Origin of the sequence: Dyella acidisoli (assembly GCF_030160295.1) — a bacterium.
Classification (GTDB): Bacteria; Pseudomonadota; Gammaproteobacteria; order Xanthomonadales; family Rhodanobacteraceae; genus Dyella_B; species Dyella_B acidisoli.
Genome location: NZ_BSOB01000061.1, coordinates 48,933 through 71,995 on the forward strand (window position 1 = coordinate 48,933; position 23,063 = coordinate 71,995).

A 23,063-nucleotide genomic window follows, 5' to 3' on the forward strand; every position below is an offset into this window, starting at 1 on the left:
TGCCGTAGCCTTCATCCAAGCGTGTAGGTTGGGGTGTAAACCCCAATACATTGATGCCTCATCGCGCGGTACTGTTGGGGTTTGCACCTCAACCCCCATACAACATTCCGCAAGGTTGTCCCCTCACCCCAGCCCTCTCCCCGGAGGGGAGAGGGAGAAAAGATAGAGAAGGAACACCATGCACCCCAAACCCAACGCACTCCCCTGGCTGCTACTCTCCGCGCTGACGATCGTCCTCGACCAGCTCACTAAGTGGTGGGCGCTCACCGCACTGCAGCCGCCGGGCATGCCGCACGTGGTGATCCCCGGTTTCCTCAACTGGAACCTCGCCTTCAACACGGGCGCCGCCTTCAGCTTCCTGGCGCAGAGCAACGGCTGGCAGCGCTGGTTCTTTGTTGTGCTGGCAGTGGCGATTACCGCCGCGATGGTGGTGTGGCTCACGCGCACGGCGCGGCGCGAGTGGCGCACAGCCTTGCCGTTGTCGCTGGTGATCGGCGGTGCACTGGGCAACCTGATCGACCGCCTGCATGCATCACAGGTGACCGACTTCATCCAGGTCTACTACCACGAGTGGTACTACCCAACGTTCAATGTGGCCGATTGCGGCATCACAGTGGGAGCGGTGCTGTTGATCCTGTTCGGGTTGCGCTCGACGTCAGCCAAGTAGCAGTCCCAACCAGCCTCTAGGGGCGAAAGTGACATAAACAGTCGTCCGTCTCGTCATTGAATGTGATTTTCGTCACATTGTGAACGTGGTCTTCACAATACTGAAATTGTATTACCACCATTATTATTTGTAGATAAAACAATAGGTTGTGCGTAATTTTTACGCCCTCTGCTGGCGTCTTCGTGCACGCCATTCCAAACACAGGCCATCTCCACCCAGTGGCTTGAATCTTGCGTTACTTCTCCCGAGTCAAGGGTGTTCGACGGAGCAGGGGGACTAACGGCTTCACCGAACTTGTTGATGTCACGTCAGACGCGGGGAGCGGCACTGGCGATGGGTAAGTGCGTGCACATGAACATGGCATCCGCAACGCGAGCAGCGACGCTGCAGCGTGCGACGTTGGCGGTGATGATCACGCTGACGTTATGCACGGCGTGCGAAGTGGCGGTCGCGCAAAGCACGCCCGATCACGACGCCTTGCTGATCCAGGCCCGTACCGAGCAATCCACGGGGCGTCGCGTGGAAGCGTTGGCGCATTGCCAGGAAGTGCTGGCGCATTGGCCGAACGATCGCAACGCACAGTTGCTGGCCATCCAACTGCTGTCGGAATTGGGCGGCGCCGCGCGTGCCAGGGAACTGGCTGCGCAACTTTCCCCGTCACTCACCCCGGTCGAGCGCGAAAAGCTACAGGCTGACTTCGCTTCGCATGAAGTGCGCTGGGCCAGGGGCATACCCGCGGATGCCACGCATCCCTACGCGGATGACGACAAAGCCACTGCCGATATCCAGCGCATCGCAGACGATCCCCATGCCCCGGCAGATGTTCGCACGCGCGCACAGTTGGATCAGTTGGTGGCGTTGGATCAGGGCGATCGCGCGCAGGAAGCGATATCCGCATACGCACAATTGAAGCAGCAAGGTGTGCAATTGCCGCCCTATGTGGAGCGTGCAGCGGCCGATGCGTTGGTGCAGCAGCATCAGCCGCGTGAAGCGATTGCGCTGTACGAGGACAGCATTCGTCAAGATCCAGGCCCGTATCCACCGGGCGAAGTCGATCCACATATCAGCCTGGCTTCTGCCTATTTTGATGCAGGCCGCACGCGCGAAGCGCTCGCCACGATCGACAAGCTGGCTGCAGGTGAACCGCGCTGGCTGGATCCGCCTGGCGTTCCTAGTGCTGAGCAGGACCCGGGCAAGGTCGATGCCGACAGTACGGACATCCAATTGCATCAAGACGCCGGCGAGCTGCAGAGCGCCTATCAGCGCCTTGTCGCCATGTGCGCCGAGGCGCCCGGTAATGCGGATTTGCGCCGGCAATTGGCGATGACAGAACTCGCGCGCGGCTGGCCTCAGCGTGCCGCAGAAACCTTGAAAATCGCCGACACGCTCGAAGACGAACACGATGCGGCTGCCAATCTGGACGACGCCGACGTGGCAAGTGCCATGCACGACTACGCCGGTACGCAAGCGGCACTCAATCAAGCACAGCAGCAAGCTGGCCGCAGCGGTCGCGTGCGCGATGCACTGACTGCATGGGACCGGCAGCGCGGCTGGCAATTCGATCTCACGCACGACAACGGCTGGGGCAACAGTCCCGACTACGGCGATCGCGACCAGGAAACGCAGGCGACCTTGGCCAGTCCGTTGATCGACGATCACTGGCGCGTTGTTGCGCTGGCGCGTGCAGCATCCGCTGCATTGCCAGAAGGCCACGTGGAGAGAAACCGCGCCGGCTTGGGCATTCGCGGCTATCTGACGAACCTCGACTTCTACGTGCAGGCGCTACCCGCGGTAGACCACTACGTACGGCGCACAGACGTTGAAGCAGGTGCCAGCTGGGCGATCAGCGATCACTGGTCGGTGGCTGCCGACTGGGCCAGCGCAGGCCAGGACGTTCCTCTGCGCGCACAGCGTTACGGCATCACCGGCAAGACCTTCGGCAGTTCAGTGCAGTGGCGTGCAAGCGAGCTCACGTCCGCACGCCTGGCGGTGTATCGGGATCGCTTCACCGATGGCAACGTACGCAAGGGCTGGCTGGGCGATTTCGTGCAGCGCTTGCATACCGGTCCTAATCTCACGCTGGATGGCGGCGTGGAAATCGGCGGCTCGACCAACAGCGAAAGGAATCGGCCGTATTTCAACCCGGCCTGGGATCGCTCCTACGCACTTACCAGTGCGCTGCAGAACGTGATCTACCAATACGACGACCGCACATGGAGCGAACGTTTCGACGTCGCCGTCGGCCGCTACACCGAACGCAACTACGCCACCGGCTGGATGGCCAGTGCGCGCTACGGGCAAATCTTCCAGGTGCACGCCGGCCTGCGTTTGGGCTGGGGCGTGAGTTGGCACTGGCAACCCTACGACGGCCGACACGAACAGCGTGTCGTGCTGGACGTGTCCTTGCATTGGGGAGAGTAGTGATGCGCTTCGTGCTGCTCGCCTTCGTTCTCTTCGTCGTTGCGCAACTGGTCCGCGCCAACGAATTCGTACCGGATCAATCCGGCTTGATCGTGCTTACCTATCACAACGTGCGCGACGACGTCAGCTTGCAAGACGACCGCGATCCGGACGCCACCAGCACAGATCACCTGATTGCGCATTTCGATTGGTTGAAGGCCAACGGCTACCACGTAGTGAGCCTCGATCAGGTGATCAAAGCGCGTCAGGGGGGAACGCCACTGCCAACGCATGCCGTGCTGCTTACCTTCGACGACGGATTGGAAAGCTTCTACACACGTGTGTATCCCTTGTTGCGTGCTTACGACTATCCGGCCGTCGCCGCCTTGGTCGGTTCGTGGATGGACATGCCAGCCGGCCAGAAAATGCCTTACAACGGCGGCCCCTGCACGCGCGACTGTTTCCTGACCTGGGATCAGGTGAGCGAAATGCAGCATTCCGGCCTAGTGGAATTTGCCTCGCACACCTGGGACTTGCATACGGGCATTCCGGCTAATCCGCAGGGCAACCAATTGCCTGCCGTGGTGAGTCTGCAATACGACAAGCGCACAGCCAGCTATGAAAGCAACGCTGCGTACGTGGCACGCCTGCATCAGGATCTGCACCACAGCGCGGATGAAATCGAGCGTGCAACTGGACATCGGCCGCGCGCCATCGTTTGGCCCTACGGTGCTTACAACCAGATCGCGGTGCAGGTGGCAGCCAGTGAAGGCATGAGCGTTTCGTTCAGTCTGGACGATGCCGTTCCCGTATCACCGGATGATCACACGCTGCCGCGCCTCCTGGTCAGCGGCAACATCAGCGCCAACCGGCTCGCCTGGCTGATCTGCCATCACACACACATCGATCCGGTGCGTGCCGTGCAGGTGGATCTCGATTACGTCTATGACGCTGATCCGGTGCAGCAGGAAAAGAATCTGTCGCACTTGCTCGACCGCATCAAGCGCATGCATCCCAGCGAGGTATGGCTGCAGGCGTACGCCGATCCTAAAGGCGATGGCGTGGCCGAAGCGGTGTATTTCCCCAACCGCCATCTACCCATGCGGGCCGATCTCTACTCGCGTGTTGCATGGCAATTGCGCACGCGTGCACAGGTGCGTGTGTATGCGTGGATGCCGGTGCTGGCCTTCCGCTTCCCGGATGCGCCGAATCTGCCGTCATTGGCCGGCGAGCCGAAGCCAGGCGGTGATCACTATCGCCTCGCACCATGGGACCCGCGTGTGCGGCAGTGGGTGGGCGATGTGTATGAAGATCTCGCCATGCATGGCGACATGGCAGGGCTGCTGTTCTCCGATGACGCTTACATTCGCGACACGGATCAGCTTGGTCCATGGTCGAACAAATCGCCCGCACAACGCACGGCCGCGCTGATCGATTTTACGCACGAACTCACCGCACGTGTACGCCGCTGGCGGCCGTCGGTAAAAACTGCGCGAAACATCTACGCACGCACGATTATCGATCCGAAATCCGAAGCGTGGTTTGCGCAGAGTCTTCCCGCTTTCCTCGCCGGCTACGACATCACCGCGGTGATGGCCATGCCGCAATTGGACAAACACGACGATACGGAAAGCTGGTATCGCACGCTGGTGGCTCGTGTGGCTGCTACAGATCCACATGCGCTGGATGGCACCTTGTTCGAGCTGGCTACACGCGACTGGCGCACGGGCCAAGCGATCACGAATGAAGATATCGATGCACGCTTCCGTCTGCTGCAGATCGAAGGCGCGCGTCATCTCGGCTACTACCCGGACGATTTCATCCAGGATCACCCGCAGCTCGAAGCGGTTCGCCCGGCGATTTCCATCGCTGACTATCCCTATCCGGAGCGATAACGATGAACAGCCACACGCTCCATACGTTGCTTGAGTTCGCTTTCTTCTATCCGTTGGCGATGTCGCTGATCTGGATGAGTGGCGGGTTGATCTACTTCTTTCGTTGGGAACGCAGGGAGCCTTCACGCGTAAAGCCGCCGGCGCTGCCTTCATACCCGCTGGTGTCGTTGATCGTGCCGTGTCACAACGAAAGTGAGCATGTGCGTGAAACACTGCTGCAGCTGGCGAAGCAGACCTATCCATGCTTCGAGATCATCGCGGTGAACGACGGTTCCACTGACGATACCGGCGAGAAGCTCGATCAGTTGATGAAAGAAATACCCGAACTGCGCGTATTGCACCTGGCTACCAATCGCGGCAAGGCCACGGGTTTGCGCGCAGCGGCACTTGCCGCCAAGGGCGATTTTCTGGTGTGCGTTGATGGCGATGCGTTGCTCGATACCTATGCCACGCATTGGCTGGTGATGCACATGCTGGAAAGCCCACGTGTGGGTGCGGTCACCGGTAATCCGCGCATCCGCAATCGCTCCACATTGCTCGGTCGGCTGCAAGTGGGCGAGTTCTCGTCGATCATCGGCCTGATCAAGCGCGCGCAGCGCGTCTATGGACGCATCTTTACCGTCTCGGGTGTGATCTCCGCGTTCCGCAAAGCAGCGCTGCACGATGTCGGCTACTGGAACACCGACATGGTGACCGAAGACATCGACGTAAGCTGGCGTTTGCAGATGCGGCATTGGGAAATCCGTTACGAACCCAACGCGTTGTGCTGGATTCTGATGCCGGAAACGCTGCGCGGTTTGTGGCGGCAACGGCTACGCTGGGCGCAGGGTGGTTCGGAAACGCTGCTGCGTTACGGACCTAAGTTGTTTCGCTGGCGGCAGCGGCGCATGTGGATGGTCGCGCTGGAATATGTCGTGAGCCTGGCATGGTCGTTCGACATGGCGGTGATCGTGCTGCTGTGGTTGCTCGGCTTTGTCTTCCAGCTTCCGCCATCGCTGCACGTTCCCACGTTTGTTCCACAGTGGAACGGTGTAGTGCTGGGCATGATCTGCATGCTGCAATTCCTGATCAGCCTGATGATCGATCGCCGTTACGAAGCGGGCATCGGTCGCAACTACTACTGGATGATCTGGTACCCGTTGGTCTATTGGATGCTGACTACCGCAACGTCCATCGTCGCGTTGCCCAAGGCCATTTTGAAACGCAAGGGCACGTTGGCGATCTGGACCAGTCCTGACAGGGGGATATGATGAAAGCCGAATTCATTATCAACCGACCGCACCGGCAACCGCCGCTGCAACGCACCATGTTCACTCTTATTACGATGGTGGCGTGGACGCTATGGATATCGTTGTGGCTGCCCGTGCTGACCATGATCGCCTGGCTGCTGGGCCTGGAAGACGCTTTCAAGCAACTCGGCCTGATGCATCCCATGCATGCCGCCAACGACTTGAGCATTGTGTTGAGCATTGCCGTGGTGTGTGCGCTGTCGATGGGCTCGTGGTCGCAATACAACCGCTTCCGTTTCGCCGGCAAGCAGCGTCGCCGCGGCAATCGCACGGTGGACATCACCGAGATGGCGCCTGCACTGGCAGCGTCAGTGGAAACGGCGCATCGTCTTCGTGCGGGGAAGCGCTCGGTCATTCACTTCGCGCAGGATGGGTGGATGTTTCTCGACGGCGGCGTCACGTCGGATTAAGTTGACTACGACCCTGCCGGACAAATCCCTAGGTCGCGCGACTTGGCCTAGGGGTCACTCCAAAGGGGAAGGGGAGGGGGGTATGAGGCTGACTTTGGCTGCGCTACTGATCGCGACCGCCTGTGCTGTCTGTTCGCCTATGCCTGCACAGGCCGTCGCGGACGACGGAGTGATTTACGGAGCAGGCAACGCGTCCTGCGGTAGATGGGTTGAAGCGAGGCGGACAAAAGATTTCTTCAACTACACGCCGCTCGTTGATTGGACCCAGGGCTTTATCACCGCTGCCAGCATGGCCGGCTTCCGACTCAAAGAAGCTGACGGAGCTGCCGTTAGAGTTTTCCTCGACGAATACTGCGAACGGAACCCGACCGATAAGATCAACGACGCTGCGTACCATCTAACGATGACGTTGCGGTATTAGTGCGTAGGCTGGGATGAAGACATAGATCGTTTCACCGCTCTCTATATCATCCGAAGGCTGGGGCTGCTCGTCCTGCTCTAGCGCGAGCGTTTACATGCCTATTTGCTACACTCGGCCACACTTTCATGGATAGAGGGTTACTTATGCCGACGGCCGAACAGTTAGCTCAGGCACAGCGGTTTCGACAAGCTTACACGTCCGCCAACTTACCGGAGCGTTTCAACGAAACGGAAGTTCCGAGGGATTTGTGGAGGGGAATGAAAGCCTCACGGTTCGCGGAATTGAACGGCGATATGGAACGGGTCAAGGCCGAATCGCTTGAGGCTCGCATAGAGAGAACTATTCTCTCCGCAGATGGAAAAGTTGCATTCCGATCAGTCGATGTGGAAATCGACATGTCTAGGGGAACTCCTTGGGTTTTGGGCTGCAGCACCATGCGTGGTGGCGGTAAGCATTGGGGGATTTCCTTATTTGACAGAGTTCCCTCCTATGCGCTCAATGATGGCTGGAGACATTTGAAACTCCCTGCTGGTACTCCGATCCCTGAGCCACTGGTGGTTACTCAAGACTCAGCCAAGCAGGGGAAATCTAACCACTACACGATCGCTCCGAAGTGGGACATGCCGCTCGGACTTTATATGGAATGGCTGTCCGTTATGGCAAAGCGCATTACGACATGGACCAATGTATGAGCTCAAATATGCTAAACAAAAATACCCTGCTGCATTCCATACAGTGCGTGGAGGCGATGTCTCGTCTTATGGAGGAATACCTCGCCTCACCTATGGCAACTGATGTCGACCGCGAGGCTTTCGGTGAGCTTTTGATGGATTTCGACAGCGTTGTCGACAATTTGACAACTGTCTATGAAGAAGCGCGAGGCGGTGACGAGCACTTTCCGGCTGCAGAAGAATTGACCGGTGCATTCAGTCAATTTGCGCTGATGCGAAAGTCCTGAGTGATCTGGCTATCCCGGAAGACAACCAAGTTCGCTATCGATACGTTGGCCGCGATGTTGACTAGAACGGGTAACCAAATAAAGACAAAGGCCGCGTAAGCGGCCTTTGATCCATTGCATTGGTACGGTGATAGGTACGGAAAAGCCAGTTCTTATGCGGGGTGCGTGGCATTAAAAGAAATTGCACCCCCAAATGTACCCCCAGAAGTGGTTGGCTTGCTGGTGATCCATGCCTCTACCTCAGCCGCGAGCCATGCAACGGTGCTCCCGTTGGGAGTGAGTGATCGAGGGCGAGGGAACTGGTCCTGCCGCATCCAACGGTAAAGCGTAGCGCGTGATATGCCGACGCGTGCGAGTACGGCTGGCAGACGGAGGAGGGAAGATGTAGGGGTAAGGGCAGCAGCGTGTGTCATCTAATGAGTGTCCGTTGTTGCACGACATGACGACGGCTAATGTGCTGGCCGTGTCGACGTGCTTTCTGTGGGATGTAATGAGAAAGTGGGGGTACCGGGGGTGATCGGTCGTGTGCTGACCGTCTGATACCCCTTCGGAAATTTGCGGCGAACATTTCAGGGGCCGTTTCGCAGGCCATCAGTTCGCGGTTGGATGCCCGGTGTGCTGCGGCAGGGTGACCGCCAGGGCATGGAACGCTCGGTGATTCCTGTTCCAATGGAACACCTGAGACGAAACAGGAAGTGGCTACACAGAGCCGTTCCCTTGAGGATCAGAAGTCGTCGTTCTCGTAGGTCTCGGCGGTCTCTTCCACAAAGTCCCGCGTATCCTGATTGGCCGCTTCAAGCTTCCTTTCGACCTCCAAGATCGTCATGGCAAACCTAACGACCTCTTGGGACGACGCTTTATCCATCAGTGCGCCGATCTTTCTCGCCAACTTCTCGGCTTCGTGCTGTATGTGCTGTTCGGCTGTCATCTTCTCTCTCATATCCTGCCAGCCTGCGCCCGCGTCGCGGACATACCGCCAGCGTGGAAAGTTCGTGCCCGGATCGAGCGCGTCGGGATGCCAGTCCTTCGGGTTCACGTCAGGCAACTTGTGAAGCATGCGGTGGATGGTGCCAACGCTTACGCCGAAACGGCCGGAGACAGAGCGTCTGGATTCACCCTTCGGCAGCTTAGCTGTGCCAGGTTCGGTGATGGCTGCGAGGTACTGCCACGCTGCATCCCGTTGTTGCTCCGGGTGCATCTCTAGTGCTCTGCCGGAACAATTGACCAACTTGGAGATCAGCACGGCCCGTTGGTGGTCCATCGGCATCACTCGGACCGGAATGGTCTCGCGTTTTGCCCGCTGATATGCCACGAGCCGGTGGTGTCCATCGACGACCAACAATTGCCCATCGATATCTGCGGCGAGCAAGGGCTCCAGTTGGACATCTCTGGAAGCCTTCAGAGCTAGTAGTAGCCCTCCGATGCGTTCCTCGCTGCGGTTCTTTATCCGATCCTTCTCTCTATAAGGCACCATACGTGGATCGCGAGGCTGTAGGGCTTCATCGGTCTTCAACTCGGTCAATGGGACATGACGGACCTTGGCGACCTGAAGGCGCTGAAGGGCCTGCTCAATGGTCATCACACCTCTCGCAACTCGGGATGCGTATGGATCAGGTACTTCAACACCTCAGCGTTACTGGTATCGCGCCGAATGCGACTCTCCAGCTTCCGTTGGAAATGCTTGAGCAGGTCGAAGGTCGGCACATCGAAGGCAATGGTGCGGATGTTAAGCGGCTCGCACAGTGCGATAGCTGCTCCGAGATGCATAGGGTCGAAATCAATCATGCGTCTAAGGTCTCTCGTGGTGGTGGGTAGGGACGGATGTGCCCGAAGGACAGGCACGGCAAAGCGCCGGGAGGGTTTCAGCTTTCCTCTCGGTTCTTGGTCAGTCGTGAGTTGCTTTCAGCAGCCGGCTTGCTGGGGCTTTCTATCTAGGTTGGCGGTTATACCCCGTATCACTGGGCATCATTCGGAAGCACTGAGGGGCGGCAGGTCTCATTTCTCCTCTGCTTGTGGTTATACCCCTGGATGTCTTGCGGAACGACATGAAGCGCATGCCCCTCTTGGGGTACTGCAAGGGCCGAAGGTGGCCGCTTAGGACGACGCAAGGCACGTAGTCCATGATCTGACAGGTATGTAGGCATATTCCTACATGCGTTGTGGCGTCGATGCCTGTCACACATTTGCCCGAAGGTCATCACGGATCATTCACGCCCGACGCGGCTATGGTCCGACAATTGACAATGCACGGGTTACAGGGGACTACAGGGGCTTCATTTCGACGCGTCGCGCTGGTGCTTTGCACTGGCTTCCTGTGGGTTATGTTCGCTGCCTCCGCTGCGGTGGGGCGTCCGGTCGAATTGGCTCGGCAGACCCTCGACAACTACAGCGGCGCGAACTGCAGGCTCAGTCAATGACGTTTTCTTCGAGAGTTTCAAGTCAAACGGAATAAGTCGAATCGGTGCAGGTGTATTGCCAGGAGCAACAAATGAAATGGTCTATACGTAAGTGGCTGGTCGTTCTTGCTGGCCTGCTGCTGATAGGGATGTCGTTGGGGGTTTTCGCCAACCATGCGCCCATTTCCTATTTTTCCAGCAGCAATTACCTGCAGGACACGACGAAGGATCGCTATCCGACTGCGATGGCGGCCTTGCAGTCGGGGTGGTACGTAACAAATTACTGCCCGAATGGTGGGTATTACGACGTGCTGCTCGGTGCCGAGCCCGATCCCAATTCACCAGGCAATGGATATGCGGTTGGTGCGCTATGGACGCCGTATTCGAAGCGCCTTGGCTGTGATGGGCATCTGATCGCGAGCGCTCAGTACAATATGGATTCCTACATGGAGCAATGGACAGCTTGCTCTGCGACTACGGTCCAAAGTCGATATCCAGGTTTTCCGTGCACTTCGCCCACTGGAGTCGATCCTGACAAAAGTCGCGGCCGAGTCGTTTCACCCAATTGTGCTTGTGGTGACCCCATCGATCCCGCCACAGGCAACGCGTACCTCATCAAGACCGAATATCGCGGTGTTGGTCCATTTCCCTTGGAAGTCGCCTGGACTTACAACAGCTCCGGCGTCAGCGCCACGACCTCTCCCACAGAACAGATTCTAGGTGCCAACCGGACGCTCAACTACCTTCGTAGCGTGCGCGTCTATAGCCAGTCAGCCAATAACCTTGTGTCGGCATACCTAACCCGCGATGACGGCAAGACGTACATAGCTGACTTCGCCAATGGCGTCTGGACGCTGGATGCTGATGTTGATGGTGCGCTGACCTCAACGCAGGACGACAACGGCAACTTCACAGGCTTCAGCTATCTCAACAACCTCGGTCAGACGGAGGCGTATAGCAGCTCGGGTGATCTGGTGTCGATTACGGATCGAAACGGATTTCAGCAAACGCTGACGCGCAACAGCAAGAATCAAATCACCAGCGCGCAGGACAGTTTGGGGCGTACGTTGGCCTTCGCGTATGACAGTGCGGGCCGCCTGTCGCAGGTCACCCAGCCGGACGGTGGCTTGATCACGTTCGCTTACGACAGCAATAACAACCTCCAAAAGGTCACTTATCCCGACAATAAGTCCATTCAGTACAACTACGGCGAGTCCGCTTATACCTCCGGCGCGACGCTTCCGCACGCACTCACCAGCATTGTGGATGAGAACGGGGTGACCTACGACACCACCACGTATAACAACAATGGGTTGGCGACCGCTAATGCGTTGGTTGGAAACGTTGCTAACTATGCGCTCAGCTACCAGCTATCGCAGTCCGCCGTAACGACGGCAACCATCACCGATCCGCTTGGTGCGACGTCGACGGTCAATTTTCAACCTAGCTTGGGACTGAACCGACCGTTGAAGCAGTCGAGTTCCTGTTCGAACTGCGTCACGCTCACGGATAACTATACCTTTGGAAGTAACGGCCAAGTCGCAACCCATACCGACGGGCGCGGAAACATCGCTTCGTATGCCTACGACAATGCGGCATTGCTTACACAGCGTATTGATGCGCAGAGCAGCTCTGTCCAACGTACTACAGCGTTTACGTGGAACGACACACTTCGCTTACCTTTGACGCGTACTGTCAGCAATGCCAGTGGCGATGTCGTCAACAACTCCCAATGGGTCTACAACAGCATCGGCCAAACGTTGGCTCGCTGCGAGATTGATCCTGCCAACAGCGCTGCCGCCGGCTACGCCTGCTCCAACACTGGCACCGTACCGGCAGGAGTGCGCCGTTGGACTTACAGTTACTGCACGGCCGTTGATACCACGCAATGCCCCATCGTTGGGTTGACGCTAACGGTTACCGGCCCACGTACCGACATCACGCAGACCACCGCCTATAGCTACTACCTGACCAGTAGCGCGACGAACTGCGGTACGCCCGGCGCCGCGTGCCACCAAGCCGGTGATTTGCGTACGGTTACAGATGTCTCGGGCCATGTGACCACCGTCGCTTCCTATGATGCAGATGGTCGTGTTACACGCCTTACCGATCCCAATGGCGTCAACACCGATCTCACCTATACCCCGCGCGGTTGGCTGGCCTCACGTGCTGTGGGCGGTGCACAGACGACCTTGGGCTATACCGCTTACGGTGCTGTACAGACTGTCACTGATCCCGACGGCACCAAGACCACCTACGGTTACGACGCGGCGCATCGTCTGACGAAAATCACCGATGCCCAAGGCAACTATGTCCAATACACGCTCGATGCGGCAGGCAACAAGACCGCCGAACAGGTCTACGACTCCACCGGCACGCTGCATAAGAGCCTGAGCCGTACCTTCAACACGCTGGGTCAGCTCACCAAGGTCATGGACGGCCTCAGCCATACCGTGTTTGACGCCAGCGCCAGCGGAAGCTACGACGCCAACGGCAATCTGATTCAAAGCGCCGATGGCTTGGGCATCCAGCGCCAGATGGGCTATGACGCCCTGAACCGCCTCGTGCAGACCCTCGACAATTACAACGGCACGAACTGACAGGGGCTCGGCCATGGATTACGCAAGGATGTTTTCTGTGCCATCCCAGAACACGGATGGGCAACGTAGCAAACGGGCAGTGAAAGGAGCGGGAAGCATGAGGACGAATGCCAAGACGCGTCGTGGTGGCGTCCCTGAAGGTGCGCTCATTGGTTTGATCTTGGCATTGTCCCTAGTAGGCAACGCCTCGTCAGTGATGGCTCAGACCGCCAACACCAAGACGACCTACACATACGATGCCCTGGACCGCGTCACCCAGGTCACTGATCCCAGCGGTCTGAATACCACCTATCAATACGATGGATTGTCCGACCCGATCAGCATCACCAGCCCGGACAGTGGTGTCACTGCGCGCACCTATGATGCTGCCGGTAACGTGCTGACCGGCACCGATGCCAAGGGCAACACCGTCACCTACACCTATGACGTTCTGAATCGTCGCCTGAGCGCCAGCTACGCCGACAGTACCCAGAACATCACCTATACCTACGATGAGTCCAACAGCATCACGGGCTGTGCCGCGTCGTACCCCATCAATCATCTGACGCGTGTCGTGCAAAACGCCGTCACCACGATCTTCTGCTACAACGGCCAAGGCTTTGTGACCCAGGTCAGCCAGACGGTCAACGGCCACACGGATGTCACGAGCTACGCCCGCAGCCCCGCTGGCAGAATCCTCAACATCACACACCCGAGTGGCAATCAGGTGAACTACACCTATGACGCGAACGGTCGCGTCAGCGGTGTCACCGCCAGCACCGGCAGCGGCACCAGTACGCTGGTCAGCAACGTGACCTATTTGCCGTTTGGGCCAGTCAGCGGCTATACGCTAGGCAATGGTCAGGCGGTCACGCGGACGTACGATGCCAATTACCGCCTGACGGACCTCATCAGTCCGGCGTTTACGCTGCACGTGGCGCGCGACGCGATGGGTGACATCACCGCCATCGGCAACAGCGCGGGTGCCAATCCGGCGACGGAGACGTACAGCTACGACCCACTCTATCGTTTGACGGCGGTTACAGAGGCGGACGGCAGCACGCTTGAAAGCGTCACCTATAACCAAACGGGTGATCGTCTGAGCAAGGCCGGCAGCGGCTTGGCTACTGGTGCGTATAGCTACAACACCAATACCCATCAGCTCACTGCAACGGGCAATGCAGCACGTACGGTGGACGCCAACGGCAACACTACGGCGATATCGCAAGCCGGCAGCACGTATGGGTTCGGTTACAACGCGCAAAACAAGCTGATCTTGGCGCAGCTCAACCAGAGCACGACTGCGACCTACACATACAATGCAGATGACGAGCGCGTAGCGAAAACGGTCGCTGGAACGACAGAGCGCTACAACTATGGGGCAGATAGCCAGCTCTTGAGCGAGTACGGGGCGACCAACCGAGAATACGTCTATCTTGGTGATATCCCTGTAGCCAACCTGGATACGCAAGGCGCCACTACATCGGTCACCTATGTGACTGCTGATCACTTAGGGGCGCCGAGAGCTGTTTCGGATAGCAGCGGTAACACGGTGTGGGCGTGGGCGTATCAAGGCAACCCGTGGGGCGAGCAACAGCCAACCAGCAGCGGCTACACCTATAACCTGCGACTTCCGGGTCAGTATTTCGATTTAGAGACGGGATGGAATTACAACGGTGCACGCTACTACGACTCGGCAACTGGAAGATTTCCGCAACCTGATCCCATTGGTCAAGCAGGTGGTTTGGGGTTGTACGTTTACGGGCTAAACAACCCCTTTATTTACTCAGATCCTGATGGGTTGTCGCCGAATTCGATTTGGGGTGGGACGAATGGCAGCTCAGCAAATCGCACTTGTCCGGGTGTTGGCAAAGGTGGGAAAGATTGTGAAGAGCAGGCAGAAGAAGATGAGGCTATATGTCGAAGCTTGCCGAACACAAATCGCGAGGAAAGTGCGATTCGCCGCAGATGCTGGGCAAGCGTGCAAGAGAGGTTCGGTGCCTGCGAGGCTGGTCGACCACTACCTCCCTTGGTAACCTGGAGCGTGGCTGCACCGGATGCCCAGCCCTCGAATCAGAATCCGAACAATTCGAATCCAAATACGCATACGACACCGGTCTTGCCACTGTTTGAACCAACCCCAATTCCAACTCCGGCCCCAATGCCTATTTTTGAACCGGCTATTCCAATTCTTTGACCTCTGAGTACTGCCCGATGAAGCTCGAAAAAGTTAACAGTGTCATTGCTAAACGAACCCTTCAGGCGAAGGATGGTCGCGAAATTGAAATAATTTTTGGAACGCCCGAAGAATTTCCGGATGGCAAAGACTTCTATTGTCCTTTTCAAGTTATCGGTTTGGGTGATGAAAGGGTTAGATACGCCGGTGGAGTTGATTCCATGCAAGCACTTCTCCTTGCATTGAAAAAGCTCTCCTATTACATCACCTCGCGGGATGAGGTGATGAATGGGGAGGTTCAGTGGCTGGGCGAACCCGATCTTGGGTTATTGCCTGCGTATCAGGATGACCTGGACTGAAAGTAGCGCGGAAATTCAGGCTTTGGGAGATGCATAGAGGAAAATGAGTACATCATCAAATCGCGTCGTCGCTACCCGTAAGCTCGCTTATGCATATAAAGACGATCCAGAAAGAAGGGCCTTCACCGTTTGCATCAACGAACCATATCTTTTGACAGAGGGATCGGTTGACTTTGATTTCGCTGAGGGAACCGCAGGCTGTGCCATAAGCTTCGAAGGTCTCCCTGAAAGGGAGCTGACAGTACACGGAGCGGATTCGGTCCAGGCAATCGAACTTGCAGTAAGCGCGATGGAGGCTTATTTGCGCAGGTTAAGCAAGAAATATGATTTCTACTTCGAGGACGGTGAACCTTATTTTGAAGACTAACGGGCGATAACGATCCTTCATACGCCGGCATGGAAACTGCGTCGAGCAATTTTAGTCACGCTGCAAAGCACCGAATTGGGCGCACCGCGTTTTAAGCCCGCGATCAAAGTAAACACTGCCGCGATTGCTATGCCAATGCCCGTACAGACCAGACACCAGAACACGCCGAGATCAACATGGTCGTTGGAAAAGACTGCGGCGATTGCAGCTGGTGACGGGATCAAAGCCGATACACTAGAAGCGTTGGGCTTTTACACGATGCTGCCGTGAACAATGAAAGACCCGGCGCGGTGGCCGGGTTCGTCGGGTGTGCCTGAAAATGCTAATGAGCGATATCCACTACGCCACCTGACCAGTTGAGGGCAGGAAGCATTTTTCCATCCAGATCCCCCTGCATGTCCCCAATGAAGCAGAGCTTTGCTCCATCAGGTGCGCGCATAACAGCCTCTCGGACTTTATTTCGGAGAGGTGTTTGTCCAATTGCCACTTCTTGCAGTATCAGCGACTGCTGATCGCCCATGGGAAGATTTATCAGGGCTTCAAGCGCAGCGCGTCCGATAAGCGTGAGGTGTGGTTCGCCATCTTGTACGTAACCGCCGGATAGGCAGCAATAAATCTTCTTGGTTTTGAAAGTTACTTCTAAAACCATGAGAGCAATCGGTCTACCTTCCGGTACGCCCATTACAGACTGAATCTCTGCAATGGTCTCCGGTTCCGGTTTTGTACCCCCGATCAATTTGGATGATAGTGACACTGTGCATTCCTTTAGCGTTGCTTGAGGTTCTTAGTGTGCCATCACTACTTTGCTAGCTGCGATCACGACCATACCGCTGGGGCTTTCTATCGAGGTTGGCGGTTATATGCCCCCGAGGAAGCGTATGAGACAGAGTGAGCCGCCTTCGTCCTATGTCGATCTTTTTACCCAGCAGGCATCGTCAAGAGGCGGTGCTTTTCCTTTTCCTCTTATGTTGTGTGTTATATCCACTGACTAGGTATGAGACAGTCTGAGCCGCTTTGCTCCTATGTTTGCAGTTTTACCTGTGCCATCCATGCGAATTCAGTGACAGCCAAAGACCCGCACGAAAGCCACAGCGGCGATTGCGAACATACCGAGCACGGCGGTGGTGGCGATGGTGAATGTCCCAAGGACGACCAAAGGACGCAAGTACGGGTCGCGGAGGGTTCGTTTGACTCCGTTGAACAGGCTCATTCGGAAGTAACCGCATAGTTCAGCGTAGCCTCTCTGGCATGCATCAGATGCCGTACCAGCCACGACTTCCCAGGGCTCAATCCGTGCTCCTCGCCCTCGCAAAGCAATTCGTCTATGGCCGCTAGTGCGGTGAGGGTGAAATCGTTGGCTGCTGTCGTGGTTGCAGCTGCATTTATCACGAATAGGGGTGTGGGTTTCGTTGCAGGCATCTCCAAGAGGATGGGGTCAAGGTCTGTTGTTTGGATGATGGTCATACTTGGCCTCTTTGGGCAGTCGTTAGGTGCCCATGGGGTTCTGAGGGGGGATTGGGGAAAACTACAGATCAGAACAGGCAGACGCGAAAGCAGACGGGTTATCCGACTTTCCGGAAAGGAACGACGCTGGCGCCGTTCTTCAGTCCGTCAAGATAATCCGCCCATGCCTGCATCATGCGGGTGCGCTCCTCTAGGTATTGCGCAGCGTGCGTGTATGCGGCCCGGACCTTGTTCGATTCTGCATGGGCTAGTTGGCGTTCGATTGCGTCGGCGTTCCAGCCCATCTCGTTCAGCCGGGAAGCGGCCATGCTCCTGAAGCCATGGCCGGTCATTTCGTCCTTCGCATAACCTAAGCGCCGTAGGGCGGCATTGACCGTGTTTTCGGACATGGGGCGGCTGTGCGTGCGGATGCTTGGGAAGACATAGCGGCCAGCACCCGTGAGTCCGTGTAACTCTTTCAGCGCACTGATCGCCTGTTTAGACAGCGGCACGATGTGCGGGGCTTTCATCTTCATGCGTTCGCCAGGGATGCGCCAGATTGCACCATCCAGATCGATCTCGCGCCACTCTGCGCAGCGAAGCTCGCCAGGACGAACAAACACGAGCGGGGCCAGCTTCAGAGCACATAGCGTAACGAACTGACCACTGAAGCCATCGATGGCCCGCAGTAGTTCCCCTATGCGAGATGGTTCGGTAATCGTGGCCCGATGGGTGTGTGCTGGGTTGGAGAACAGGCCGCGCAGGCTGGCGGTGATATCGCTGTGTGTTCTCCCTTCAAGCACCGCCCAGCGGAATACTTGTCCGGCAGTGATCTTGGCTCGATGAGCGGTATGTTGCTTACCCGCCGCTTCAACTTTCCGCAGCGCATCCCGAAGCTCAAGGGCTGTAATCTGGGTTATAGGCTGCGAGCCGATTTCAGGAAACAGATAGGATTCAAGTCTCCAACGGTCTTTAGCTGCGGTCGTCTCTGCGGTCTTACCGCGAGCATCGCGCCACGCCATCCAGTCGCGGGCTACTACCTCGAACGTTTCTTCGGCACTGGTAGCGGTTTCAATCCGTTCTGCTTTAGAGGCTTGCTTGGCTGCGCCGGGATCAGTGCCGTTCGCTAGCAGTTTACGCGCGGCGTCACGCTGCTCTCGTGCTTCAGATAGAGAAACCCTTGGGTACACGCCGAACGAAAGGAGCTTCTCCTTTCCTGCGTAGCGATACTTCATCCTCCAATAGCGCGCGCCATCCGGCTTGATCAACAAGTACAGGCCGCCGCTGTCGGAGAGTTTGTAGGCTTTGTTAGAAGGCTTAGCTTTGCGTATCGCTGTATCAGTGAGCACGTGGGGTATCCGCAGTTCCTATTGCGTTGAAAGCCCCAAGACGTTTGGGGGTATCAGCAAATTCTTGCGGAGCCTAACTTGAGCAAGTACCCCCGTAAATACCCCCATGTGACCTGAGCTTGCTTGGTCACTGGTGATATTCGATGAGATAGTTAGATATGAAAAAACCCGCATTTCTGCGGGCTTTTCTGAGATTCAGAGCTGTGTTGATACTGCATGCAACACGCTACTGGTACCGGTGATAGGACTCGAACCTACACGACATCGCTGCCAGTGGATTTTGAGTCCACCGCGTCTACCATTCCGCCACACCGGCAAGTGCGAACGCCTATTATGCCGGTTTCAATTCACCGGGTCGAGACTTAACTTGCGATCCTGGCGCTGATAGCAGTGATCGCCGCCGGCGGGCTGGAACACGGCGCAATGCGTCATGTTGCCGGAGTAGATGTGCAGGCTCACGGCGATGGCGTCGTCGCTGGGGTTGCGGATGGTGTGGTACTCGTGGGGCGGGATCAGGCTGCCGGCGGAGCCGGGGCCAGCCTGGATCGAGCCCACCGGCTGAAAGCAGTACAGCCCATCCTGGCCGCTGGCGGCGGGCAGCTGCTCGTACTGAACCACTTCCAGCGCTCCACTCCAGACGCCTTCCACGCACCACATGCCGCAGTGATCGTGGATGGGTGTGCCTTGGCCGGGTCCCCAGGTCATGGCGACCACGCAGTAGCCGTATTCGTCGCTGTGGTACAGCTCGCGGCGGGCGTAGCGGTTCTCGGCAGTTTCGAACACGCAGGCCGGCAGCTTGATTTCCTGGCTCTGGATCAACTTGCACAGGCTGTTGCGCAGGCTATCGGTGATGGCGGGCGTGGAGCCCTTGGTGACCGCCGCGTCGATGGCCTGGATCAGTTTCTGACAGCCGGGGAATTCAGTGGTGAGCATCGGATATCTCTTCAGAATTACTGCACTCGTCGGAGGCCGGCCTGTTGACGCCGCGATGACGCTTCTCTGCTAGCCTTTCCCAAGCGGCGCCCGAACTGGCCCGCGGGGGGAATCCATGAGTGTGATGGTGATTGTAGCGTACCGCCCGAAGTCGGGGTGCGCGGAGGAGCTGGAGGCTCTGGTTCGCGAGCACGTGCCGTGTTTGCGCGCCCTGGGCTTGGTCACTGACAGGCCCGCGCAGGCCATGCGAGGCCTGGACGGCATCATCGTCGAGGTGTTCGAGTGGAAGGAAGGCGCCATTGAGGATGCCCACAAAAGCTCCCGCGTGGTGGAGCTGTGGGAGCGCTTCGCCAGCGCCTGCGACTATGTGCCGCTGCGTGAATTGCCGGAAGCAGGGAAGATGTTCGCGGAGTTCAGGCCATTGGCGTTGTAGGTTGCCATGAAAGCATGCGTTCCCTAACGGTCGTCATTCCCGCGAAAGCGGGAATCCATGTGCTCCGATACATCCCTGGAAATGGATTCCCGCTTTCGCGGGAATGACGGCTTCTCAGCGGTGACTTTCATTGTGGCCGACGCCCAGTGCTTCATGACTGTAGGGCGCAAATCTCGGCATTGTCAAAGACGTGAAAGAAAACCGCCGATCGCACGGCTGTAGTTCTCGATATCCACGAGAAATGCATCGTGGCCTTGCGGCGAATTCAGGGCCACGAATTCCACGTTCGCGCCAGCTGCCTGTAGCCCTTCGGCAATCTGTTCCTGCTGTTCCAGCGGAAACAGGATGTCGGTGCTGACGCCGATCACCAGCGCCTGTTCGACACGGATACGTTTGAGGCCTTCCATCATGTTGCCGTTGCCGTATTCGGCCATGTCGAACCAATCGCTGGCGCGCGATAAGTACAAATAACTGTTGGGATCGAAGCTGTGCACGAAACGGCGCGCATGCCCTTCGAGGTAGGACTCCACCTGGAATTCGAAACCGAACGGCTGCTCTTCACGTTGCTCGGCATCGAGCCGGATGCGTGCGAAGCGACCGTTCCATTCCATCGCGGAACGGTAAGTGATCACACCGAGCTTGCGCGCGATGCTCATGCCGATATCCGGATAGCGTTCGTGGTCGTAATGCCCGCCGTTCCAGTTGGGATCGAGCCGGATCGCCTCGCGTTGCAGCGAGCGGATCGCAATGGCGAACGGTTGCGCTTGCGGCGCGGTATCCACGCTGATGTGCGTACGCACGCTGTCGGGGTGCAGCACCATGTAGCCCAGCGCGCTCATGCCGCCCATGGAACAGCCGAGCAGGCAACCGAGTTGATCGATCCCCAAACTCTTGACCAGCGCATGCGCCGCGTTAGCGACGTCTTCCAGTGAGAGATCGGGGAAATTCAGGCGATAGGGTTCGCCAGTGGCCGGATCGATCGAAGCAGGGCAGGTGGAGCCCTTGTCGCTGCCCAGCGAATTCATGCAGATCACGAACCAGCGTGTGGTATCGATCGCCTTGCCAGGGCCAAGCATGCCTTCCCACCAGCCATGCGAGGGATCTTCCGTATTGGAGGCGGCGTGTGCGCTGGGCGACAGGCCGGTGAGGATCAGCATCGCGTTGCCGCGCGTGGCGTTCAAACTGCCCCAGGTTTCGTAGGCGACGCGTGCACCATGCAGCGTACCGCCGCGTTTCATCGCGAACGGAGAGGGGAGGTTGAAGTACTTGCGTGCATCGCTCATTACCGGTCCTTGCATGACATTCCGCCTGATGGGCTTCGCACGGGGTGTTTTACTGGATTCTGGTCTGCACCGGAACGAAGGCGAGGAAAATCAGGCATCGCCAACGCTCATATGGCTATGCCAAATGCGCGAACTTCAATTGTGTACTTTGTCGACAAGGATATGGATAGGCGTCTTGCTGTCGACATCGATCACACCGCTATCACCCTCCAAATCGCCGGCTTGCGCGACGGCATTGCCACTGTGGCTGATGCGTGCACCCACCACAACGCGAGGGACTGAGGAGAGTTTCATGGACGGCACCATGCTCATGGCATCGGTCAACGTCACCTTAGCCGGCACCTGCTTTAGCTGATCTGCATCGAGCCGGGTCACAGCGAGCGGCATGGGCGGGCCATCGACCGCGCGGGCATACACGAACAGCGTGTCGCCTTTGGTGAGCTTGAGTCCGAGCTTGGGCGACAGAGTCACCTGCACGTGAAGGGCAGGACCTTGATCGGTGTTGGACGTAGCAACCGCTGTGCTTGAAGCCGCAGCAGGCGCGCTGCCGGCGCGCGCATCGGCGAGGGCGATCTGCTCAGCGACGGCTTGTGCGACGTTGGTGCCGGGCTGCAGCATCGGCTGCAGTTTGCGCCAGGTGGCAGCCGCCTCGGCAAAACGAGCTTGCTGGAAATCACTGATGCCGAGCAGCCACAGTCCGCGCTGATTGTCGGGCTCCAGTTTTACCGCGCGTTCGAGCAAATCGCGCGCGCGATCGCTGATGTGGTGATCCTCGTGCGCCGTCGAATCGGCTTGGGCCCAGCCGACCAGTGCGGTGGTGTTGTCCGGGCTCTGCTTCAACACCTGCCCGTAGGCATCGCGAGCTTCTTCCGGTTGCTGCATTTCCATGTCGGCCTGCGCCAAAAGCATCCAGCCCTGCACATCGTTTGGCTGGGCGGCCAGATGCGCGCGCAATTCATCCAGTGCGTTTTTGACGTCGGTGACTGCCTGGACGCCGTCCAGTGCGGCGGGCGTGCCTACCTGCCGATACAACAGCACAGCACCCACCGGAACCACCAGCGCAATGCCCAGCATCAGCACGAACACGCTGCGTGGACGGCCGGATCGCCGGCCATGTCGCAACAGTGGCAGCAACAGCAGCGTCAGTGCCGCAGCAATCATCACTGCGGCGGCGATATAGAAAAACGGTTTCACCAATCGTCCCCATTCTCGGTCGGTGCGGTGGGCGTGCCGGCGTGGCTGCGTTTGCGGATGGTGTTGATGACGACGACACCTCCGGCAATCAGGATCAGCAACGGGCCGAACCATAGCAGCCACGTGCGATAGTTGACCGGCGGGTCGTAAAGCACGAAATCGGAGTAGCGCTCCACCAGGTATTGCTTGATTTCGGCGTCGCTCTTGCCCTGCTGCATCAGCTCGAACACCTTGTGGCGCAGATCGCGCGCGAAATCGGCGTTGGAGTCGGCGAGGTTTTCATCCTGGCAAACCAGGCAGCGTAATTCGCTGGTGAGGTGTTGGAAGCGTAGTTCTTCGGCGTGGTCGCGGAAGGGGAGTGGGTCGATGGCTTGGGCAGTGGCGTTGTTTGCGATGAATGCGAGCGCAAACAGCAAGATGGCGGCAATGCTGTGCAGCACCGTGCTCTTGCTCCCTCTCCCCTTCGGGGAGAGGGTTGGGGTGAGGGGCCACGACTTGCCGTGACCTGCAT

General features: G+C 57.8%; 23 protein-coding genes and 1 tRNA gene. 13 read left to right on the forward strand and 11 right to left on the reverse strand.

The features are described from left to right. Positions 1-178: 178 nt before the first annotated feature. The 8 genes from lspA to QQJ86_RS20975 all read left to right on the forward strand — a co-directional run bounded on the left by lspA (position 179) and on the right by QQJ86_RS20975 (position 8,040). On the forward strand, positions 179-667 hold the full coding sequence (gene lspA, locus QQJ86_RS20940; RefSeq protein ID WP_284322924.1) for a signal peptidase II: 489 nt from the start codon (positions 179-181) through the stop codon (positions 665-667). 351 nt (positions 668-1,018) lie between these two features. Then, a complete protein-coding gene (gene pgaA, locus QQJ86_RS20945) occupies positions 1,019-3,088 on the forward strand; it encodes a poly-beta-1,6 N-acetyl-D-glucosamine export porin PgaA (RefSeq protein WP_284322925.1) in 2,070 nt (689 codons plus the stop codon). Positions 3,089-3,090: 2 nt separating this feature from the next. Further along, positions 3,091-4,962, forward strand: a complete 1,872-nt coding sequence (gene pgaB / locus QQJ86_RS20950; RefSeq protein ID WP_284322926.1) for a poly-beta-1,6-N-acetyl-D-glucosamine N-deacetylase PgaB — start codon at positions 3,091-3,093, stop codon at positions 4,960-4,962. Positions 4,963-4,964: 2 nt separating this feature from the next. After that, positions 4,965-6,212 carry a poly-beta-1,6-N-acetyl-D-glucosamine synthase gene (gene pgaC / locus QQJ86_RS20955; RefSeq protein WP_284322927.1) on the forward strand — a complete coding sequence of 416 codons (1,248 nt, stop codon included), beginning with the start codon at positions 4,965-4,967 and terminating at the stop codon, positions 6,210-6,212. Beyond that, positions 6,212-6,661 carry a poly-beta-1,6-N-acetyl-D-glucosamine biosynthesis protein PgaD gene (gene pgaD, locus QQJ86_RS20960; RefSeq protein WP_284322928.1) on the forward strand — a complete coding sequence of 150 codons (450 nt, stop codon included), beginning with the start codon at positions 6,212-6,214 and terminating at the stop codon, positions 6,659-6,661. Before pgaC ends, pgaD begins: the two co-directional genes overlap by 1 nt. An 82-nt stretch (positions 6,662-6,743) precedes the next feature. Next, a complete protein-coding gene (locus tag QQJ86_RS20965) occupies positions 6,744-7,082 on the forward strand; it encodes a hypothetical protein (RefSeq protein ID WP_284322929.1) in 339 nt (112 codons plus the stop codon). 143 nt (positions 7,083-7,225) lie between these two features. After that, positions 7,226-7,774 (forward strand): Tse2 family ADP-ribosyltransferase toxin, encoded by a 549-nt coding sequence (locus QQJ86_RS20970; RefSeq protein WP_284322930.1) that lies wholly within the window; start codon positions 7,226-7,228, stop codon positions 7,772-7,774. Then, entirely contained in the window at positions 7,771-8,040 is a 270-nt protein-coding gene (locus QQJ86_RS20975; RefSeq protein ID WP_284322931.1) for a hypothetical protein, read from the forward strand. The genes QQJ86_RS20970 and QQJ86_RS20975 overlap by 4 nt, the downstream gene beginning before the upstream one ends. Before the next feature lie 152 nt (positions 8,041-8,192). Here the strand turns inward: QQJ86_RS20975 and QQJ86_RS20980 are convergent, their stop codons facing one another. The 3 genes from QQJ86_RS20980 to QQJ86_RS20990 all read right to left on the reverse strand — a co-directional run bounded on the left by QQJ86_RS20980 (position 8,193) and on the right by QQJ86_RS20990 (position 9,825). Beyond that, positions 8,193-8,453, reverse strand: coding sequence for a helix-turn-helix transcriptional regulator (locus tag QQJ86_RS20980; protein WP_284322932.1), 261 nt, complete (start codon positions 8,451-8,453; stop codon positions 8,193-8,195). Positions 8,454-8,764: 311 nt separating this feature from the next. Continuing rightward, positions 8,765-9,619, reverse strand: coding sequence for a ParB/RepB/Spo0J family partition protein (locus QQJ86_RS20985; protein WP_284322933.1), 855 nt, complete (start codon positions 9,617-9,619; stop codon positions 8,765-8,767). Then, entirely contained in the window at positions 9,619-9,825 is a 207-nt protein-coding gene (locus QQJ86_RS20990) for a hypothetical protein (RefSeq protein WP_284322934.1), read from the reverse strand. Before QQJ86_RS20990 ends, QQJ86_RS20985 begins: the two co-directional genes overlap by 1 nt. A 703-nt stretch (positions 9,826-10,528) precedes the next feature. Between QQJ86_RS20990 and QQJ86_RS20995 the strand changes: the two genes are divergently transcribed. The 4 genes from QQJ86_RS20995 to QQJ86_RS21010 all read left to right on the forward strand — a co-directional run bounded on the left by QQJ86_RS20995 (position 10,529) and on the right by QQJ86_RS21010 (position 15,917). Beyond that, positions 10,529-13,036: a DUF6531 domain-containing protein gene (locus QQJ86_RS20995; RefSeq protein WP_284322935.1), complete on the forward strand. Its 2,508-nt coding sequence runs from the start codon at positions 10,529-10,531 to the stop codon at positions 13,034-13,036. A gap of 97 nt (positions 13,037-13,133) precedes the next feature. Further along, entirely contained in the window at positions 13,134-15,212 is a 2,079-nt protein-coding gene (locus QQJ86_RS21000; protein WP_284322936.1) for an RHS repeat-associated core domain-containing protein, read from the forward strand. 17 nt (positions 15,213-15,229) lie between these two features. Further along, entirely contained in the window at positions 15,230-15,550 is a 321-nt protein-coding gene (locus QQJ86_RS21005; protein WP_284322937.1) for a DUF6968 family protein, read from the forward strand. Between the two features lie 43 nt (positions 15,551-15,593). Then, positions 15,594-15,917 carry a hypothetical protein gene (locus QQJ86_RS21010; protein WP_284322938.1) on the forward strand — a complete coding sequence of 108 codons (324 nt, stop codon included), beginning with the start codon at positions 15,594-15,596 and terminating at the stop codon, positions 15,915-15,917. A 322-nt stretch (positions 15,918-16,239) separates the two neighbouring features. Here the strand turns inward: QQJ86_RS21010 and QQJ86_RS21015 are convergent, their stop codons facing one another. The 5 genes from QQJ86_RS21015 to QQJ86_RS21035 form a co-directional block, all read right to left on the reverse strand. Beyond that, a complete protein-coding gene (locus QQJ86_RS21015; protein ID WP_284322939.1) occupies positions 16,240-16,671 on the reverse strand; it encodes a hypothetical protein in 432 nt (143 codons plus the stop codon). A gap of 452 nt (positions 16,672-17,123) precedes the next feature. After that, entirely contained in the window at positions 17,124-17,381 is a 258-nt protein-coding gene (locus QQJ86_RS21020; RefSeq protein ID WP_284322940.1) for a hypothetical protein, read from the reverse strand. Positions 17,382-17,479: 98 nt separating this feature from the next. Continuing rightward, positions 17,480-18,709, reverse strand: coding sequence for a tyrosine-type recombinase/integrase (locus QQJ86_RS21025; RefSeq protein ID WP_284322941.1), 1,230 nt, complete (start codon positions 18,707-18,709; stop codon positions 17,480-17,482). Between the two features lie 230 nt (positions 18,710-18,939). After that, a tRNA-Leu gene (locus QQJ86_RS21030) sits at positions 18,940-19,025 on the reverse strand. A 26-nt stretch (positions 19,026-19,051) separates the two neighbouring features. After that, on the reverse strand, positions 19,052-19,642 hold the full coding sequence (locus tag QQJ86_RS21035; protein WP_284322942.1) for a cysteine dioxygenase family protein: 591 nt from the start codon (positions 19,640-19,642) through the stop codon (positions 19,052-19,054). Between the two features lie 115 nt (positions 19,643-19,757). Between QQJ86_RS21035 and QQJ86_RS21040 the strand changes: the two genes are divergently transcribed. Next, on the forward strand, positions 19,758-20,075 hold the full coding sequence (locus QQJ86_RS21040; RefSeq protein ID WP_284322943.1) for a hypothetical protein: 318 nt from the start codon (positions 19,758-19,760) through the stop codon (positions 20,073-20,075). Between the two features lie 182 nt (positions 20,076-20,257). Here QQJ86_RS21040 and metX read toward each other — a convergent pair whose 3' ends face one another. The 3 genes from metX to QQJ86_RS21055 form a co-directional block, all read right to left on the reverse strand. Beyond that, positions 20,258-21,358, reverse strand: coding sequence for a homoserine O-acetyltransferase MetX (gene metX, locus QQJ86_RS21045; protein ID WP_284322944.1), 1,101 nt, complete (start codon positions 21,356-21,358; stop codon positions 20,258-20,260). A 135-nt stretch (positions 21,359-21,493) separates the two neighbouring features. After that, on the reverse strand, positions 21,494-22,552 hold the full coding sequence (locus QQJ86_RS21050) for a tetratricopeptide repeat protein (protein ID WP_284322945.1): 1,059 nt from the start codon (positions 22,550-22,552) through the stop codon (positions 21,494-21,496). Beyond that, positions 22,549-22,989, reverse strand: coding sequence for a cytochrome c-type biogenesis protein (locus QQJ86_RS21055; protein WP_284323133.1), 441 nt, complete (start codon positions 22,987-22,989; stop codon positions 22,549-22,551). Before QQJ86_RS21055 ends, QQJ86_RS21050 begins: the two co-directional genes overlap by 4 nt. Positions 22,990-23,063: the final 74 nt, after the last annotated feature.

Excerpts from the sequence above, each read along its gene's own strand:
- lspA (WP_284322924.1), top strand. The coding sequence starts at position 179 with ATGCACCCCAAACCCAACGCACTCCCCTGGCTGCTACTCTCCGCGCTG.
- QQJ86_RS20970 (WP_284322930.1), top strand. The coding sequence starts at position 7,226 with ATGCCGACGGCCGAACAGTTAGCTCAGGCACAGCGGTTTCGACAAGCT.
- QQJ86_RS20990 (WP_284322934.1), bottom strand. The coding sequence starts at position 9,825 with ATGATTGATTTCGACCCTATGCATCTCGGAGCAGCTATCGCACTGTGC.
- QQJ86_RS21005 (WP_284322937.1), top strand. The coding sequence starts at position 15,230 with ATGAAGCTCGAAAAAGTTAACAGTGTCATTGCTAAACGAACCCTTCAG.
- metX (WP_284322944.1), bottom strand. The coding sequence starts at position 21,358 with ATGAGCGATGCACGCAAGTACTTCAACCTCCCCTCTCCGTTCGCGATG.
- QQJ86_RS21035 (WP_284322942.1), bottom strand. The coding sequence starts at position 19,642 with ATGCTCACCACTGAATTCCCCGGCTGTCAGAAACTGATCCAGGCCATC.
- QQJ86_RS20965 (WP_284322929.1), top strand. The coding sequence starts at position 6,744 with ATGAGGCTGACTTTGGCTGCGCTACTGATCGCGACCGCCTGTGCTGTC.
- QQJ86_RS21040 (WP_284322943.1), top strand. The coding sequence starts at position 19,758 with ATGAGTGTGATGGTGATTGTAGCGTACCGCCCGAAGTCGGGGTGCGCG.
- QQJ86_RS21020 (WP_284322940.1), bottom strand. The coding sequence starts at position 17,381 with ATGACCATCATCCAAACAACAGACCTTGACCCCATCCTCTTGGAGATG.
- pgaD (WP_284322928.1), top strand. The coding sequence starts at position 6,212 with ATGAAAGCCGAATTCATTATCAACCGACCGCACCGGCAACCGCCGCTG.
- QQJ86_RS21010 (WP_284322938.1), top strand. The coding sequence starts at position 15,594 with ATGAGTACATCATCAAATCGCGTCGTCGCTACCCGTAAGCTCGCTTAT.
- QQJ86_RS20995 (WP_284322935.1), top strand. The coding sequence starts at position 10,529 with ATGAAATGGTCTATACGTAAGTGGCTGGTCGTTCTTGCTGGCCTGCTG.
- QQJ86_RS20985 (WP_284322933.1), bottom strand. The coding sequence starts at position 9,619 with ATGACCATTGAGCAGGCCCTTCAGCGCCTTCAGGTCGCCAAGGTCCGT.
- QQJ86_RS20975 (WP_284322931.1), top strand. The coding sequence starts at position 7,771 with ATGAGCTCAAATATGCTAAACAAAAATACCCTGCTGCATTCCATACAG.
- QQJ86_RS20980 (WP_284322932.1), bottom strand. The coding sequence starts at position 8,453 with ATGACACACGCTGCTGCCCTTACCCCTACATCTTCCCTCCTCCGTCTG.
- pgaC (WP_284322927.1), top strand. The coding sequence starts at position 4,965 with ATGAACAGCCACACGCTCCATACGTTGCTTGAGTTCGCTTTCTTCTAT.
- pgaA (WP_284322925.1), top strand. The coding sequence starts at position 1,019 with ATGAACATGGCATCCGCAACGCGAGCAGCGACGCTGCAGCGTGCGACG.
- pgaB (WP_284322926.1), top strand. The coding sequence starts at position 3,091 with ATGCGCTTCGTGCTGCTCGCCTTCGTTCTCTTCGTCGTTGCGCAACTG.
- QQJ86_RS21000 (WP_284322936.1), top strand. The coding sequence starts at position 13,134 with ATGAGGACGAATGCCAAGACGCGTCGTGGTGGCGTCCCTGAAGGTGCG.